Source organism: Microbacterium sp. ZOR0019, from assembly GCF_000800925.1.
In the GTDB taxonomy this organism is placed as follows: domain Bacteria; phylum Actinomycetota; class Actinomycetes; order Actinomycetales; family Microbacteriaceae; genus Microbacterium; species Microbacterium aurugineum.
The window spans coordinates 1-15,329 of sequence record NZ_JRKC01000069.1 but is presented as its reverse complement, the minus strand read 5'-3'; the positions used below and the strand labels follow the sequence as shown (position 1 = coordinate 15,329).

Here is a 15,329-nt window from a genome sequence, read left to right as displayed (position 1 = left end):
GTCGGGTGGTCGGGTGCCGGGGTGAACCTGCGCACGACCACCGCGACGCCGGTTCAGGTCTCCCGTGCCGTGGAGCGTGTCCTGTCGGAGCCCGCGTTCCGTGCGAACGCGGAACGCATCGGCGCGGCCATGCGCGAGGCCGATGCAGGACACGCGCTCGATCGCGTCCTGGCCGAGGTCTCGGCGCAGTGGAGCCACACTCGCTCCCGCGCCGGTCGAGCGGAGGGCGTGTGAAAGCGCATTCCGACGCATGGATGCAACGTGTTGCAACCTCTCGCGGTATACCATTTCGGTATACGCCCAGCAGTGTCAGTCCCCAGCTGACCGTGGGCGGGGCGGCTCAGCCGCCATGCGGAGGGAGAGTCGATCTTCTTTCGATCCCGAGGGGGGATGGGGTGGGAGTTCGGTCCCCAGCCGGCACCCACCCCCACACTCGGTTCTGCGTCAGATGATCCGGCTCACGATCCAGAACGCGATGAACCCGATCACGATGATGATCGGCACCCAGGTTCCGCCGCGCTTCAGACGCCGCCCCTGCGGTGCGACGCCCGGCGGCGGTGTGAGCAGGCCCGCGGGTGGTGCGAAGGGGAGTGCCTGGTTCGGCGGAGCGGCGGATGCCGTGGCCCCCGGATTCTCCGCGATCAGCCGGTCATCACGCCACCGCGCCCACTGATCGAACTTGGTCAGCAGCGCGCCGACCACGCCGAACAGCCAGGCCCAGGTGGCGGGATCGAGGGTCGATACCTTGCGCTGCGTGTGGAGGAACAGCCAGTCGTCGACGATCTCGACGTCGAGCTGGGCCGCGTTGTCGATGAACCGCGCCATGATGTCAGGCGTGAACAGGTACAGGGCGTCGCGCTCGTACCCGGCGGGACAGTACAGGGTGAAGTGCTGGTCGAAGTCGCCCTCGAGCGACAAGCGTTGCGCCTTCTGGAACGACGCGGGCAGGTTCGACCCGAAACCGTTGTTCCCCTTGGCGTCGAGGACGATGTTCGGCAGTGGCACATCGAGCTTCACGGCGACGTAGCCCCAGCGGTAGGTCGTCGAGTTCTTCCCCGACTGCACCGTGTACTGGTAGTTGCCGAACTCGACGAAACGTGGCCGGGTGCCCCGGATCAGATCGGTCGACTGGCGCGCGCGGCCGAGACTGAAGATCATGCCGGGAAGAGGCGGATCGACGATCCTCGGCTCGTACGACATGCCGTTCGCCCGGGCGAAGCGATCGAGTCGGTACCGCGTCGCCTGGGCGTTGCGCACGCTCAGCCAGATCATGACCCCCACTGCCGCGAGCAGGAGCAGGATGAGCACCAGCGGGATGGCGGCGGTAGCGGGAGAGCCGCCGAAGGACGCGAGCGCCAGCACCACGCTCACGAAGATCGGGATCATCACGACCGCGGCGATCACCGCCACCGCGATGCCGATGACGGTGGACGCCGACATGCCTGCAGTGCGGCGGGAACGGAGCTCCGCGGCGAACGCGCGCACCGATGCTGCGTCGACCGGCTCGGTGAGCGGCCGCGGGTCGAAGCTCAGCTGCGGCGGGTTCACCGGTTCACCGTGTCGGCATCCCACGTGAGCGCGGCACCCTCGGGGATCGGCAGAGCCTCCAGGCGTTCGTCCGCGCAGATCGCGTCGATCAGGGCGGACGAGCCGGCCACGATCGTCGAATCGAAGTCGACCTCGCTCACCAGGACCCACGAGCGGTCCTCCGGCCACAGCATGCTCGGGCTCTGGGCCGACAGCAGGAACCCGTGCTCCTCGGCCGCGTGATCGCGCCAGGGGACATGCAGGATCCAGTCCGGGTCGGCGAAGGCGCTCGGCGCGGCGGAGAACAGCACGTGGCCCCGGTCGGTGAGCTGAAGGCGTGGCCCCTCGGAGATCTCGCGAGACAGGATGCCCTCCTGCCACGTGGGTTTGCGGAAGACGTTGTTGAACGGATCCTTCGTGCTGCGATCGAGCATCGCCTGATGGTTCGGGTCGTCCGAGAAGGTCAGGAACGCCCGAGAAGGCGACATGCCGACGAACCCGAGCAGGCCGCCTCGTCCCTCCCAGAGCGCTGAGACCCCGGCGTCAGGGGTCTGCGTGTGGTCGGCGAGATGTTCGGCGACGGCCGCCAGGAGGTCCGGGTCGAGCTCCCCCTCGATCGGGGCCGAGAACTCGCGGCCGTCGGGGGCGATCCTGACGCCCCAGTCGCCACCCGCGGGCGTGCGCACGATCCGTTGCCACTGTGCGAGCGGATGCAGGACCGTGCCGAATGCGGCTGCCGTCTGCGCCCAGGTGACGGGCTCATCCACGAACCGGGCGACGAGGGCCTGATGCTCCGCCTCGGGCATCCGCACCAGTTCCTCGGCCGTCGGCACCGCGCGATCCGGCAGGGTCCGGGCGACGGCGGGATGCAGCACCCGGGCGTAGGCGGCATAGCCGCGGGGGACCACCCCGTGCATCGTCTCGTGACCTGCGTCGAGCCGCTCGCGCAGCCATGCCCCCGCCGAGGGATCGGAAATCCACTCCATGCCACCACGCTACCCGGGGGCAGTGCCTCCGATGCTCGCACGGACGACTCGTGGCGGGATCCCCCATAATCGAGGGTGTGACTGCGACTGCAACCCTCCCCTCCCTCGACGGCCGCCGCTTCCGGATGATCTCGTCCACCACCTCGGCGGTCGACCCGGAATCTCCGAGCATCTTCGAGTACTTCGAGCGCGACGGCGCGATCTGGGGCGGGTACGAGGGCGACACGGTCACCTTCGGCAAGTTCGTGGGCACCCGCACCGGTGACACGATCTGGGTGTCGTTCGTGCACGTGCTCAAGGCCGACGGCACGGTCGTGACCGGAGACGGCGAGAGCGAGCTCGAGCTCACCGACGACGGTGGCATCCGTCTGGTCGAGCACTACGAGATGCACGGACTCCCGCAGCTGAGCGTGTGCGAGGAGATCGCAGCCTGACGTCGAGCCGGCCTCAGCGCGGCGGCAAAGTGTCGCGTCCGGGTGAGGCCGGTGTCCAGCGCGTCATCCCGAGCGGGATCTCGGTGTCGCGCTCGGGCAGGTCTCCCGGCAGCAGATAGGGCCGGCGGATCACTTCGTCGAGCACCACGACGCTGACGACCGTTCGCACCTCGGGAAGCTGCGCGATCACCCCGGTCGAGAATTCGTGCACGCCGCTGACGTCGACCGCGCGGATCAGCAGCATGGCATCGTGCTCGCCTGTCGTGATGGCGCACCACTCCACGTCGGGCATCTCGAGCACCCGCTCGCGGAACGACGCCCAGGCCTGGGGCATCACGGTGACGAACACCAGCGCTCCGATCGAGAGCCCGGCCTTCGCCTGATCGACACGCGCCGTGAATCCCGTGATGACGCCGTCGTGCACCAGCGACTCGACCCGGGTGTAGGCGTTCGCGCGCGATATTCCGATCTTCTCGGCGAGCGCCGCGATCGAGACGCGACCGTTATCCCGGAGGACTTCGAGGATTCTGTATGCCGTCTCGTCCAAAGGGGCAGCACTTCGTCCAGAATGCTTCGAGTGTTCCGCATCCTTGCTGGACATATTGTTCCTCACGGTCGAGGTTCTGGACAGAGCGTGTCGAGGTGACCCACTCTTGCTGGACACATCGTCGCATATGATGCGAATCTGATCCACGGTCGTCCACATCGGTGGCGACTCACCCGAATGTACTCCTCGCCTCTGGAGGCCCTCATGTCGTCACGCCGTATCACGCCGGTCATCGCGCTCGGAGCCGTCGCGCTCCTCGCGCTCGCAGGATGCTCGGGAGGGAACTCCGCCAACAACGGCGACAACTCCTCCGGCTCCGACTCCCTCGTCATCGACACCGCGTTCTCGATCGAGACCACCGACCCGGGTCACACCTACGACCCGACCGGAAACATGATCGCGAAGGCACTGTACGAGACCCTCGTCGACTTCGAGGGCTCCGATGTCTCGACTCCCGTTCCCGGGCTCGCCTCGTGGGAGCAGAACGACGAGGCCACCGAGTTCACATTCACGCTCGAGGGCGACCGCGTCTTCTCCGACGGCTCGCCGATCGAGGCCAAGGACGTCGTCTTCTCGCTGCAGCGCATCCAGGGCATGGAAGACGCCAAGCCGAACTTCCTCCTCGGCGGCCTGACCATCACCGAGGTCGACGACAAGACGATCCGCTTCACCTCCGAGACCCCGCTGCTGCAGCTGCCCGCGATCCTCGCGAACCCCGCCCTGGGTATCGTCAACTCCGATGTCGTGCTCGAGAACGGCGGCGCCACCGACGGCACCGACTCGGCGCAGAAGTTCCTCGACGGCGCTTCCGCGGGCTCCGGCCCCTTCGTGCTCGACACCCTCGACCTCAGCTCGCAGGTCGTGCTGACGAAGAACGACGAGTACAACGGCGACGAGGCATCGGACTACAAGCGCGTGGTCGTGCGCAACGTGTCGGAGAGCGCCACGCAGCTCGCCAACCTCAAGGGCGGCGACTCGATGGTCGCGATGGACCTGAACGGCGACCAGGTGGCCGGTCTCGGCGACGGCATCACGGTCGACTCGGTCCCCTCCGGCCAGACGATCTTCCTGCTGCTGAACCAGTCCGAAGCGGTCGCCGGTGACCTGGCGAACGTCAAGATCGCCGAGGCCATCCGCTACGCACTCGACTACGACGCGCTGCTGGAGCTGGCCGGCGCCGGATCCGTGCAGGCGACCGGTGTCATCCCGCCCGGATTCGAGGGCGCGCTCGACAGCGGCGTGGAGCAGGACCTCGACAAGACCGCGGCCGCACTCGAAGAAGCCGGCTACACCGGCCAGACGCTGAAGCTGCAGTTCCCGAACGACTACCCGGTCGGAGGCGTGGAGTTCACGCCGCTCGCCGAGCGCATCCAGGCGCAGCTCAAGGACGCCGGCATCACGGTCGACCTCGCCCCCGCGCCGTTCGCGACCGAGCTCGACGCCTACGTCAACGGCACCGAGGGCTTCGGCCTCTGGTTCTGGGGCCCCGACTACGCGGACTCCGCGAACTTCCTGCCGTTCGGTCCGGGGCTGAAGGTCGGCCTGCGCGCCGGCTGGGCCGCAGAGGCCAACCCGGAGATCGCCGGGATCGCCGCCGGTGCCGCCGCCGCGACCGACGCCGACCAGCGCACGGCCGCCTTCACGGAGTTCGCCGAGGCCATGCAGGCCGAGGGGCCGTTCGTCCCGATGATCGTCCCCGGTCGCAACATCTCCTCCGCCGACAGCGTGAAGGGCGCCGTGTACAACTCCGTGTGGGAGATGGACATCGCCGAGATCACGCCGGCCGGCTGAGCGGACATCTCATGACGACAGTGGCGGTGCAGAGGCAGGCGCAACGGCGTCGATCGCCTCTGGTCGGATACCTGCTGCGGCGGGCCGGCACCTCCCTGCTCCTGTTGGTGGGCGTGACGATCGTCACGTTCGCGCTCACCAACCTGGTGCCGGGGGACCCGGTCTCGGCCGCGCTCGGTGAGGGCGCGTCGCAGAACCCCGCGACGCGCGAAGCGTTCATCAAGGAGCAGGGTCTCGACCAGCCACTGTTCGTGCAGTACTTCATCTACATGGGGAATCTGCTCCGCGGAGACCTCGGCACGTCGCTGGTGACCGGACGCCCGGTCACCAGCGACCTCGCCACCGCGGTGCCGGCGACCATCGAGATCGCGATCGGTGCGATCATCGTCAGTCTCGCTGTGAGCATCGTGCTCGGCACCCTCGCCGCCTACCGTCGCGGACTGGTCACCGACCAGGTCATCCGCGTGGTCACGCTGGTGGGCCTGAGCGTGCCGACGTTCTGGCTGGCGCTCGTCAGCTTCTACGTCTTCTTCCTGGAGCTGCGGATCGCTCCGGGCTCCGGGCGCATCTCGCCGTCGATCACCCCGCCGCCGCGCGTGACCGGGCTCTACACGGTCGACTATCTCCTGAACGGAGACGCGGTCGGGTTCTTCGACGCCCTCGCGCACCTCGCCCTCCCCGTCATGGTGCTCTCGCTCGTGACGATCGGCCTGCTGACCCGCTTCATCCGCACCTCGGTGCTCGAGGTCCTGGGGAGCGACTACGTGCGCGCCGCCCGGGCCAAGGGACTCCCGGCCATGCGGGTGATCCTCGGCTACGTCCTGCGGGGTGCCTCGCTGCCGATCCTCACGGTCGTGGGTGTCGCGTTCGGAGCCCTGCTCTCGGGCACGGTGCTCGTCGAGTCCGTGTTCGCCTGGCCCGGACTGGGTACCTACGCGTACAACTCGGCCGCGAACCTCGATCTGCCAGGCATCATGGGGGTCGGTCTCGTGGTCGGCATCATCTACCTCCTCATCAACTTCATCGTCGACATCCTCTACGGCGTGCTCGACCCGAGAGTGAGGATCGCATGAGCCGCATCGCCGCCGCCATCCCGGCCGGTCGCTTCCGCTTCCGCTGGCCCCGAGCCTGGCGCACCCCGCTCGGCATCATCGGCACCGTGATCGCGGGCGCCTGGGTCATCGTGGCCTTCACCGCCCAGTGGTGGGTGCCGTATCCGCCGAACGCGCAGGTGCTGCCGCGTCTGCAGGCGCCGGGGATCGACACGCTCCTCGGCACCGACGGCAACGGCCGCGACATCTTCTCCCGGCTGATGACGGGCGCGACGGTGAGCCTTCCGCTCGCGCTCATGCTCGTGATCGCCGCCATGATCATCGGCACGGTCATCGGCGCCGTCGCCGGGTACTTCGGTGGCTGGGTCGACGAGACCCTGATGCGCATCACCGATCTGTTCATGGCGTTCCCGACCGTGATCCTGGCCATGGTGGTCGCGGCTTCGCTCGGACCTTCCCTCTTCAACGCGGTGATCGCCGCGATCGTCGTGTCCTGGCCGCAATACTCGCGTGTCACACGGAGCATCGTGCTGGGGCTGCGCGGGCAGAACTACGTGATCGCGGGCCGGCTCCTCGGACACTCGCCGGTGCGCACGCTGGTCGTCGACATCCTGCCGAACATCGCCGGCCCGATCCTGGTCCTCGCCACGCTCGACATCGGCGCGGCCATCCTCCTCCTCTCCGGACTCTCCTTCCTCGGTCTCGGTGCACAGCCGCCGACGGCGGAGTGGGGGTCGATGATCTCCGCAGCGATGCAGAACTTCGACGCCTGGTGGCTCGGGGTGTTCCCGGGCCTCGCGATCCTCACGGTCGTGCTGGCGTTCAACTTCCTCGGTGACGCGATGCGCGACGTGCTCGACCCGACCGCGGAGATCACGCACGAGAAGGCCGACGAGCACGCGGCATCGGCGACGGGGGCGACGGCATGAGCGCCCAGGGAGCCACGGTCCTGCGCATCCGCGACCTCACGATCGACATCGGCCGTCCGCTGGTGAAGGGCGTCTCGCTCGAACTCGAGGCGGGTCGTGTCCAGGGGCTCGCGGGGGAATCCGGATCCGGCAAGACCCTCACCTCGCTCGCCGTGCTGGGGCTGCTGCCGCGGCAGGCGCGCACCGGGGGATCGATCCTGCTCGGGGACGAAGAACTCGTCGGCCTGCGCCGACGCGCGCTCAACCGCGTGCGGGGCAAGCGGATCGCCATGGTGTTCCAGGATCCGTCCGCCTCGCTGCACCCGCAGCTTCCGGTGGGCCGTCAGCTCACCGATCACATGCGTGTGCACCTCGGACTCACGGGCGCCGCCGCACGGGCGCGGGCGGTGGAGCTGCTCGAGACCGTGCAGGTGCCGAATCCCGCCGAGGCGCTGAAACGCTATCCGCATCAGTTCTCCGGCGGACAGCGCCAGCGCATCGCGATCGCGTGCGCCCTCGCGTGCGACCCCGAGGTGCTGCTGGCCGACGAGCCCACGACGGCCCTCGACGTCACGGTGCAGGCGGGCATCCTGAAGCTGCTGCGCGACCTCGCGGTCGAGCGGAACCTCGCGGTGCTGCTCGTGACGCATGACCTGGGCGTGATGAGCGCGATCGCCGACAGGGTGGCCGTCATGAAGGACGGGCGGATCGTGGAGCTCGCCGACCGGGAGACGCTCTTCCTCGATCCTCATCACGACTACACGCGCATGCTGCTCGCGGCCCTGCCGGGCTCGCGGGTCGACGAGGCACCGGAACAGGAGTCCGCAGATGAGTGAGGTCGCCGTCCTCGACGCGCAGGACGTGGTCGTGCGCTACCCGGGAAATCCGCCCGTCGTCGCCGTGAACGGCGTGTCGATCAGCGTGGCCGCGGGGGAGACCGTGGCTCTCGTCGGCGAGTCCGGAAGCGGGAAGTCGAGCCTCGCCCGCGCCGTCGTCGGCATCGAGAAGATCGCGGGCGGTGCCGTCCGTTTCCGCGATGTGCCCGTCGCACCGCTCGGCATCCGTCGTCGACCCACCGCGATGACCGGTATCCAGATGGTGTTCCAGGACCCGTCCACGTCGCTGAACCCCCGACGGCGTGTGGGCGACCAGATCGCGGACGGCATCGCGACGGCACGGGCCCGCGGCGAGGCCGGATCAACGGTCGACGAATGGCTCGACCGCGTCGGGCTGCCGACCGAGGTCAGCACGCGCTTCCCCCACCAGTTCTCGGGCGGGCAGAAGCAGCGCCTCGCGATCGCGCGGGCGTTGGCTGCGCGGCCGTCGCTCCTCGTGGCCGACGAGCCGATCTCCGCCCTCGACGCCTCGACGCAGACGAGCGTCGCCCGGCTCATGCGCGACCTGGTCGCGGAGTCGGGAGCGGGGATGCTGTTCATCTCGCACGACCTCGCGGTGGTGCGACGCATCGCCGACCGGACCCACGTGATGTTCGGCGGTCGCGTGCTGGAGTCGGGGCCGACAGCGCCGCTGTGGGCCGCCCCGCAGCATCCCTACACGCAGGCGCTGCTGGCGGCGATCCCGGAACCGGACGGAGCCGGCCGCATCCCCGCAGCGCCCTCGGTCGACGACCGTACCGTGTGGGCGGAAGTACCTCCGGTCACGTACTGATCCTTTGAGGACGGGGCGGCCGAAACGGAGACGAACCGCGGGCGGGGCGGCACGCCTCGCCCGGACACGCCGCTCCACGCGCGGATGCTCTCCGTTCTCGCACAGAGGCCGCGGTTCAGCAACCCGGGGCGCAATCCGCTAGACTGTGCAGGTTGTCTGCCTTCCGGACTCCAATCGGGAATCCTGGGGCAGACACGTGCACACACCCTCCTGCTCCCGGGAAAGTCCCGAGAGCCGTTCTAGTCCGAAGGAGGTGGGTAAGTGACGCACCAGTACGAACTCATGGTCATTCTGACCCCCGAGATCGACGAGCGCCAGGTCGCCCCGACGCTCGACAAGTTCCTGAAGGTCATCACCAACGATGGTGGCTCTATCGAGAACGTCGACATCTGGGGCAAGCGCCGTCTCGCATACGAGATCCAGAAGAAGAACGAGGGCATCTACGCCGTCGTCAACTTCACCGCGACCAGCGCCGCCACGCAGGAGCTCGACCGTCAGCTGAAGCTGAACGAGCAGATCATGCGCACCAAGGTCCTCCGCGCTGAAGAGGCTCAGGCGATGATCGCTTCCGAGGCCAAGCGCAGCGAAGAGAAGGCTGCTCGCAAGGCCGCCAAGGCTGCGAAGGCCTGACGTCCATGGCTGGCGAAACCGTCATCACCGTGGTGGGAAACCTCACGGCCGATCCCGAGCTGCGCTACACGCAGAACGGGCTGCCGGTGGCGAACTTCACCATCGCTTCGACGCCTCGGAACTTCGACCGCGCTGCGAATGAGTGGAAGGACGGCGATGCGCTGTTCCTCCGTGCATCCGTGTGGCGCGAGTTCGCCGAGCACGTGGCGGGCTCGCTGACGAAGGGCATGCGCGTCATCGCGCAGGGCCGTCTGCGTCAGCGCTCCTACCAGGACCGCGAGGGCAACCAGCGCACCGCGATCGAGCTGGAGGTCGACGAGATCGGCCCCTCGCTCCGGTACGCGACCGCTCAGGTCACGCGCGCGGCCTCGACCGGCGGTGCCGGTGGTGGCGGCGGCGGACAGTCGCGCCCCGCGCAGCAGCAGGTGTCGGAGGAGCCGTGGTCCACGCCCGGCTCGTCGACCAGCGCGGATGCCTGGAGCACTCCGGGCAGCTTCGGCGACGACACTCCGTTCTGAACAACTTCTGGATCCGGTCCGCAGGGCCGGCATCCGCTCATCACTAAGGAAAAACAATGGCTGGAAAGTCGAGCGGCGACCGCCGCAAGCCGCGGAAGGGCGCGAAGAACGCTGCTCCCGCGAAGTCCATCCGGGTCGGTGTCATCGATTACAAGGATGTCGCCACCCTTCGCAAGTTCGTCTCGGAGCGCGGCAAGATCCGCGCCCGTCGTATCACCGGTGTCTCGGTGCAGGAGCAGCGTCTGATCGCCACGGCGATCAAGAACGCGCGCGAAATGGCGCTCCTGCCCTACGCTGGCGCCGGCCGGTAAGGGGTATCGAGATGGCAAAGCTGATTCTCACGAATGAGGTCGCCGGGCTCGGTAGCGCCGGTGACGTGGTCGAGGTCAAGAACGGGTACGCCCGGAACTTCCTCATCCCCCAGGGTTTCGCCACGGCGTGGACCCGCGGTGGCGAAAAGCAGGTCGCATCGATCCAGGCCGCGCGTCAGGCACGCGCGATCCACGATCGTGACGACGCTGTCGCGCTGAAGAACGCTCTCGAGGGCACCAAGGTGCGCCTCACGGTCAAGGCCGGCAAAGAGGGTCGTCTCTTCGGCTCGGTCAAGACCGACCACGTCGCGGATGCTGTCGCAGCCGCCGGCCTGGGGTCGATCGACAAGCGCAAGGTGCACATCACCTCGCCGATCAAGTCGACCGGCGACCACGAGGCGACCGTGCGTCTGCACGAAGACGTCACTGCAGTCATCACGCTGCAGGTCATCGCCGCGAAGTAACGCTGTTCTCGAACGCCCCCTCTCCTTCGGGAGAGGGGGCGTTCGGCGTCTCCGGGGCGTGAGGGCACGGCCGTACGAGGACACGGACGTGATTTTGGATCCAGAATGCAGAGTTCGGTGCGATCATCCGATACTGTCGCTCCATGGTGCAATCAGGAAACGTCGCGTCGGCGAAGGATCGGGCCGACGCGCTGCAGAGACTCGCGCAGCGGCACGGAGCCGGATACCGGTCGGTGGGCGCGATGGCGTACGACATCATCCGCGATGCGATCCTCGACGGCACGCTCCCTCCCGGGATGAAGCTGCGGCAGGAGACGCTGGCCGAGTCGATCGGCATCTCGCGCCTGCCGATCCGATCCGCGCTGATCCAGTTGGAGGCGGACGGCCTCGTGATCTTCCACGCCCGCCGCGGGGCGATGGTGCGCGCGCTGTCGGTCGAGGAAGCCACCGAGGTGTACCACCTGCGCACCCTGCTCGAGAAGGAGGCGCTGCGGCTGGCGATGGCCGAGATGACTCCGGAACGGGTCGCGGCTCTGCGTGAGCTCGCCCGGACCGCCGACGACATCTCCGAAGGCGGGGAGTTCGTGGAGGCGCGCACCGAGTTCTACGCGACGCTCTACGACGCGCAGTCGCGTCCGCTGATGTGGGAGATGATCGAGCAGCTCCGTCTGAAGCTCGGCCGCTACGTGCTGGGCTGGCGTCTGGTCTCCCCCGGCAGCCATGATCACTCGCACGGCGAGTTGATCGACGTGGTCGCCGCGGGCGATGCGGAGGAGGCGCTGCGCGTGCTCGAGTCGCACCTGAACCACGTGCGTGACGGTGTGATCGCGCTCCTGGATGCCGCCGCCACGGAGGCCGCAGCCGACGGATCCTGACACGCACAGTTCCGCGCCTCCTTCCGGGCCGCCTTCCGGGTACGCATGCATGACTCCCGCACGGATGCATGGCGGGATCGCCGGGCACGGTCATGCAGGTGTCCCCGGGTCATGCAGGTGAGGCGAGGGCGCGGGTCATGCAGATGAGGCAGGGCCCGGGCTCAGGTGACGGTGCCGCGGCGCGCGAAACGGGGTTCGCGCCAGATCCCACTGTGCAGCACGTCCTCCAGGGCCTCCACGGCATCCCACACGTCGGTGTAGGAGGTGTACAGGGGGGTGAAGCCGAAGCGGATGAGGTCGGGAGCGCGGAAGTCGCCGATCACGCCGCGCTCGATCAACGCCTGCATCACCGCGTAGCCGTCTTCATGGCGCAGGGAGACCTGGCTGCCACGGCGGGCCGATTCGCGAGGGGTGACCGGCTCGATGCCCCAGCGCGGGGTCAGGCGCGTGTCGACGAGGGACAGGAAGAGCTCGGTGAGGCGCAGGCTCTTCTCCCGCACGAGGGTCAGATCCACGTCGTCCCAGATGTCGAGACTCGCTTCGAGTCCGGCCACCGAAAGCAGCTGCGGGGTGCCGACGCGGAAGCGTTCGATCCCCGCGGCGGGGGCGTAGTCGACCGTGAAGTCGAACGGTCGTGCATGGCCGTGCCAGCCGGTCAGAGCCGGCCGAGCGGTGCCGTGGTGTCGGGCGGCGGCCCAGATGAACGAGGGTGAGCCCGGTCCGCCGTTGAGGTATTTGTAGGTGCAGCCCACCGCGAAGTCCGCCTCCGCAGCGTTCAGGTCGATCGGGACCGCGCCGACGCTGTGGCAGAGGTCCCAGATGACGAGCGCGCCCGCGGCGTGCACCTTTCGTGTGACCTCGGCGATGTCGTGCATCCGCCCGGTGCGGTAGTCGACCTGGGTGAGCACGACGACCGCGACATGGTCGTCGAGCACCTCGTCGAGGGTCGGTCCGTCGTCGGCGATCAGTCGACGCTCCAGCGGAACCCCGCCGCCCAGGAGTTCCTGCACCGCCTCGAGCATGTAGAGGTCGGTGGGGAAGTTCCCCCGCTCCGCGACGATCACGCGGCGACCGGGGCGGAGCCGGACCGCCGCGACCGCCGCTTGGAACAGACTCGCCGACGTGGAGTCGCCGAGCACGACCTCGCCGGCGTCGGCGCCGATCAGTGGTGCGATCCTGTCACCGATCGTGCGCGGCTTGGCGAACCACCCGGCCTCGTTCCAACTGCGGATGAGCCCCGTCCCCCACTCCTCGGTGATGACCTGCTCCAGGCGTGCCGCGGTGTGGCGGGGGAGCGCACCGAGCGAGTTCCCGTCGAGGTAGATCACATCGTCCGGCAGCACGAACCGTTCCCGCATCGGTGCGAGCGGGTCGGCGTCGTCGAGGGCCAGGCACGTGGCGCGGTCGATGGCGGTGCGGGTCGGGGTGATGCTCATGGAACAGTCCGTTCGAAGTCGATGCGGGCTCAGCGCCCCAGGAACCGCAGCGCGTTGTCGCTGCGGATGGCGCGCTTCTGCGCCTCGTCGAGGAAGTCGGCCCGGTCGACGACGCTGCCGACCGGACGCTCGCCGAGCGGGTACGGGTAGTCGCTGCCCACCATCACCTGACTCGTGCCGAGCGTCTCCACCAGCGCCCGCAACGCGACCGGGTCGAAGACGACGCTGTCGACGCTGAAGCGGTCGAGGTATGCCGACGGCGGCCGTTCGCTGACCCCGATGAGGTCAGGGCGCTGCAGCCACGCGTTCTCGAAGCGCCCGAGCCAGAATGCGAAGGAGCCTCCTCCGTGCGCGAACGCGAGACGGAGAGTCGGTGGTACACGATCGAAGACACCGCCCAGGATCATGGCGATGATCGACAGGTGCGTCTCGGCGGGCATGCCGGTGAGCCAGCGTGCCATCCATCGGTCGAGCCGCGGCGAACCCGGCATGTCCCACGGATGCACGAACACCGGGATGTCGTTGTCGGCGCAGTGCTGGAGGAACATCACCATGCCCTCGTCGTCGAGGTCGCGGTCACCCACGTGGTTGCCGATCTCGACGCCCGCGTGGCCGGAGGCGAGCGCACGGTCGGCCTCGGCGCACGCGGCATCCGGATCCTGCAGCGGCACCTGGGCGAACGGGATCAGCCGCTCCGGTGCCGGGGCGCAGATCTCCAGAGCGAGATCGTTGAAGATGCGTGCGACCTTGACCGCTTCATCCCCCGACTTGTCGTAGGAGAAGAACAGCGGGGTGGGGGAGACGACCTGCATCTCGACGCCGTCGGCATCCATGTCGGCCAGGCGCACCGAGGCATCCCAGCAGTCGTCGCCGATGCGGCGGAACTCGGTCTCGCCGAGCATGATCATCGCGTCGCGTTCGGAGTCCACGCGAAGGGTCGGCCAGAGACCTGGCCCGACCTGTGTCGACAGGTCGGGCCAGGCGCTCGGCACGAAGTGCGTGTGGACGTCGATCGTGCCCAAGGGGCTTCAGCCCTTGCCGGGGTGGACGGTTCCGCACTGCGGGCAGGTACGCCCCTCTTCGCTCTCGTAGAAGTCACGGAACACCGGCGGCAGGTCCTCGACGATGTCGCGCACCTGCAGCTCGACCTCGTGCACCTTGGCATTGCAGTTCGGGCAGAACCAGGCGAACTTCTCGAGCGTGCCCTCTTCGCGGATGCGCTCGATCACGATGCCGATGGAGCCCTCTTCGGGGCGCTGCGGAGAGTGGAAGACGTTACCCGGCAGCAGCCACATCTCACCCTCGCGGATGTCGATGCGCTGCAGACCTTCCGGCGTCTGGATGTTGACGTGCATGTTGCCGCGGTACTGGTAGAACCACTCCTCATAGGGGTCGAAGTGGAAGTCCGTGCGCTGGTTGGGTCCGCCGACGACCTGCACGATGAAGTCGCCCATCGGTGCCCAGGCAGCCTTGTTGTTGACCGGTGGCTTCAGGAGATGCTCGTTCTCCTTGATCCATGCGGGGAAATCGATGACGGGTGGGATGGTGCTCATTTCTCCTCCTCGAGAGTGGCAGCGGTGATGGGGTCGGGCCGGCGCGCGATCGCCTGGATCTCGATGCGCAGATGCGGATGGGGCAGGGCGTGCACGGCGACCGTGGTGCGGGCCGGGCCCTGCTCGTCGAAGTACTCGGCCCAGACGGCGTTGTACGCGGCGAAGTCGTTCATGTCGACGAGGAAGGTGGTCGCCTGGACCAGATCGCCGAGGTCGCACCCGGCGGCGGCGAGCACCGCGCGGATGTTCTCGATGACGGCGCGGGTCTGCACCGCGATGTCGAGACGTGTGGCGCCGAGCTCGTCGACCTCCGCACCGGCGATCGTGTTGTCGGGGCGCCGGCTCGACGTCCCGGAGACGAACACGAGGTCACCGGAGACCTTCGCGTGCGGAAAGCGCCCTCGGGGCGTCGCCTTGCCCTCGACGAGGATCCCTCGTGAATCGGTCATCGTGCTCCCTCCTCGGGCTCGTCGGATCCCTCGTGCGTGCGGACGCCGACGCGCCCGAGTCCGGCGATGGACGCCTCGACGACGCCGCGGTCGGGCAGGGGGACGGCGGCGGTCGCGGCTCCGGCGAGCAGCACCATGCCGGCACGCAGTGCGAACCCGTACCGCGCGGCGAGTCGCGCG

At 68.4% G+C, this 15,329-nt stretch carries 19 protein-coding genes and 1 pseudogene; 12 read left to right on the top strand and 8 right to left on the bottom strand.

The genetic code is table 11. The features are described from left to right. A pseudogene (locus tag L978_RS14330) lies at window positions 1-234 on the top strand (hypothetical protein); the annotation flags it as partial. Window positions 235-444: 210 nt separating this feature from the next. Here L978_RS14330 and L978_RS14325 read toward each other — a convergent pair. After that, entirely contained in the window at window positions 445-1,548 is a 1,104-nt protein-coding gene (locus L978_RS14325; RefSeq protein WP_047523977.1) for a hypothetical protein, read from the bottom strand. Next, window positions 1,545-2,513 (bottom strand): hypothetical protein, encoded by a 969-nt coding sequence (locus L978_RS14320; protein WP_047523976.1) that lies wholly within the window; start codon window positions 2,511-2,513, stop codon window positions 1,545-1,547. Before L978_RS14320 ends, L978_RS14325 begins: the two co-directional genes overlap by 4 nt. Window positions 2,514-2,590: 77 nt before the next feature. Between L978_RS14320 and L978_RS14315 the strand changes: the two genes are divergently transcribed. Then, a complete protein-coding gene (locus L978_RS14315) occupies window positions 2,591-2,947 on the top strand; it encodes a hypothetical protein (protein WP_226533924.1) in 357 nt (118 codons plus the stop codon). Window positions 2,948-2,960: 13 nt separating this feature from the next. Here the strand turns inward: L978_RS14315 and L978_RS14310 are convergent, their stop codons facing one another. Further along, window positions 2,961-3,494, bottom strand: a complete 534-nt coding sequence (locus tag L978_RS14310) for an Lrp/AsnC family transcriptional regulator (RefSeq protein WP_047523975.1) — start codon at window positions 3,492-3,494, stop codon at window positions 2,961-2,963. Window positions 3,495-3,698: 204 nt separating this feature from the next. Here L978_RS14310 and L978_RS14305 point away from each other — a divergent pair, with 204 nt between their 5' ends. The 10 genes from L978_RS14305 (at window position 3,699) to L978_RS18420 (ending at window position 11,711) form a co-directional block, all read left to right on the top strand. After that, window positions 3,699-5,285, top strand: coding sequence for an ABC transporter substrate-binding protein (locus L978_RS14305; RefSeq protein ID WP_047523974.1), 1,587 nt, complete (start codon window positions 3,699-3,701; stop codon window positions 5,283-5,285). Window positions 5,286-5,296: 11 nt separating this feature from the next. Further along, a complete protein-coding gene (locus L978_RS14300; protein ID WP_047523973.1) occupies window positions 5,297-6,358 on the top strand; it encodes an ABC transporter permease in 1,062 nt (353 codons plus the stop codon). Continuing rightward, a complete protein-coding gene (locus L978_RS14295) occupies window positions 6,355-7,266 on the top strand; it encodes an ABC transporter permease (protein WP_047523972.1) in 912 nt (303 codons plus the stop codon). Before L978_RS14300 ends, L978_RS14295 begins: the two co-directional genes overlap by 4 nt. Continuing rightward, complete coding sequence (locus tag L978_RS14290; RefSeq protein WP_047523971.1) at window positions 7,263-8,081, top strand: ABC transporter ATP-binding protein; 819 nt, start codon at window positions 7,263-7,265, stop codon at window positions 8,079-8,081. Before L978_RS14295 ends, L978_RS14290 begins: the two co-directional genes overlap by 4 nt. Next, entirely contained in the window at window positions 8,074-8,913 is an 840-nt protein-coding gene (locus tag L978_RS14285; RefSeq protein WP_047523970.1) for an ABC transporter ATP-binding protein, read from the top strand. Before L978_RS14290 ends, L978_RS14285 begins: the two co-directional genes overlap by 8 nt. Window positions 8,914-9,174: 261 nt before the next feature. Then, a complete protein-coding gene (rpsF, locus tag L978_RS14280) occupies window positions 9,175-9,543 on the top strand; it encodes a 30S ribosomal protein S6 (protein WP_047523969.1) in 369 nt (122 codons plus the stop codon). Between the two features lie 5 nt (window positions 9,544-9,548). Continuing rightward, complete coding sequence (locus L978_RS14275) at window positions 9,549-10,061, top strand: single-stranded DNA-binding protein (protein WP_045262453.1); 513 nt, start codon at window positions 9,549-9,551, stop codon at window positions 10,059-10,061. A gap of 56 nt (window positions 10,062-10,117) precedes the next feature. Continuing rightward, window positions 10,118-10,372 (top strand): 30S ribosomal protein S18, encoded by a 255-nt coding sequence (rpsR, locus tag L978_RS14270; protein WP_017203799.1) that lies wholly within the window; start codon window positions 10,118-10,120, stop codon window positions 10,370-10,372. A gap of 11 nt (window positions 10,373-10,383) precedes the next feature. Then, window positions 10,384-10,836: a 50S ribosomal protein L9 gene (gene rplI / locus L978_RS14265; protein ID WP_047523968.1), complete on the top strand. Its 453-nt coding sequence runs from the start codon at window positions 10,384-10,386 to the stop codon at window positions 10,834-10,836. Between the two features lie 143 nt (window positions 10,837-10,979). Beyond that, window positions 10,980-11,711: a GntR family transcriptional regulator gene (locus L978_RS18420; protein ID WP_052193777.1), complete on the top strand. Its 732-nt coding sequence runs from the start codon at window positions 10,980-10,982 to the stop codon at window positions 11,709-11,711. Window positions 11,712-11,872: 161 nt separating this feature from the next. Here the strand turns inward: L978_RS18420 and kynU are convergent, their stop codons facing one another. The 5 genes from kynU to L978_RS19000 all read right to left on the bottom strand — a co-directional run. Next, window positions 11,873-13,147 (bottom strand): kynureninase, encoded by a 1,275-nt coding sequence (gene kynU, locus L978_RS14255; RefSeq protein WP_047523967.1) that lies wholly within the window; start codon window positions 13,145-13,147, stop codon window positions 11,873-11,875. 29 nt (window positions 13,148-13,176) lie between these two features. Further along, a complete protein-coding gene (locus L978_RS14250) occupies window positions 13,177-14,169 on the bottom strand; it encodes an amidohydrolase family protein (RefSeq protein ID WP_047523966.1) in 993 nt (330 codons plus the stop codon). A 6-nt stretch (window positions 14,170-14,175) separates the two neighbouring features. Further along, the gene (locus L978_RS14245) at window positions 14,176-14,700 is read right to left on the bottom strand and encodes a 3-hydroxyanthranilate 3,4-dioxygenase (RefSeq protein WP_047523965.1); all 525 of its coding nucleotides are present in this window, start codon (window positions 14,698-14,700) and stop codon (window positions 14,176-14,178) included. Next, window positions 14,697-15,149, bottom strand: coding sequence for a RidA family protein (locus L978_RS14240; RefSeq protein ID WP_047523964.1), 453 nt, complete (start codon window positions 15,147-15,149; stop codon window positions 14,697-14,699). Before L978_RS14240 ends, L978_RS14245 begins: the two co-directional genes overlap by 4 nt. Further along, a partial coding sequence (locus tag L978_RS19000; protein WP_047523963.1) for a hypothetical protein occupies window positions 15,146-15,329 on the bottom strand: 184 nt, incomplete at its 5' end. The genes L978_RS14240 and L978_RS19000, both read right to left, overlap by 4 nt.

What these genes read in the sequence shown, in the direction of transcription:
- L978_RS14320 (WP_047523976.1), bottom strand. Translation starts at nt 2,513, where the DNA reads ATGGAGTGGATTTCCGATCCCTCGGCGGGGGCATGGCTGCGCGAGCGG.
- L978_RS14305 (WP_047523974.1), top strand. Translation starts at nt 3,699, where the DNA reads ATGTCGTCACGCCGTATCACGCCGGTCATCGCGCTCGGAGCCGTCGCG.
- L978_RS14300 (WP_047523973.1), top strand. Translation starts at nt 5,297, where the DNA reads ATGACGACAGTGGCGGTGCAGAGGCAGGCGCAACGGCGTCGATCGCCT.
- L978_RS14295 (WP_047523972.1), top strand. Translation starts at nt 6,355, where the DNA reads ATGAGCCGCATCGCCGCCGCCATCCCGGCCGGTCGCTTCCGCTTCCGC.
- L978_RS14290 (WP_047523971.1), top strand. Translation starts at nt 7,263, where the DNA reads ATGAGCGCCCAGGGAGCCACGGTCCTGCGCATCCGCGACCTCACGATC.
- L978_RS14285 (WP_047523970.1), top strand. Translation starts at nt 8,074, where the DNA reads ATGAGTGAGGTCGCCGTCCTCGACGCGCAGGACGTGGTCGTGCGCTAC.
- L978_RS14275 (WP_045262453.1), top strand. Translation starts at nt 9,549, where the DNA reads ATGGCTGGCGAAACCGTCATCACCGTGGTGGGAAACCTCACGGCCGAT.
- rpsR (WP_017203799.1), top strand. Translation starts at nt 10,118, where the DNA reads ATGGCTGGAAAGTCGAGCGGCGACCGCCGCAAGCCGCGGAAGGGCGCG.
- rplI (WP_047523968.1), top strand. Translation starts at nt 10,384, where the DNA reads ATGGCAAAGCTGATTCTCACGAATGAGGTCGCCGGGCTCGGTAGCGCC.
- L978_RS18420 (WP_052193777.1), top strand. Translation starts at nt 10,980, where the DNA reads ATGGTGCAATCAGGAAACGTCGCGTCGGCGAAGGATCGGGCCGACGCG.
- kynU (WP_047523967.1), bottom strand. Translation starts at nt 13,147, where the DNA reads ATGAGCATCACCCCGACCCGCACCGCCATCGACCGCGCCACGTGCCTG.
- L978_RS14245 (WP_047523965.1), bottom strand. Translation starts at nt 14,700, where the DNA reads ATGAGCACCATCCCACCCGTCATCGATTTCCCCGCATGGATCAAGGAG.
- L978_RS14240 (WP_047523964.1), bottom strand. Translation starts at nt 15,149, where the DNA reads ATGACCGATTCACGAGGGATCCTCGTCGAGGGCAAGGCGACGCCCCGA.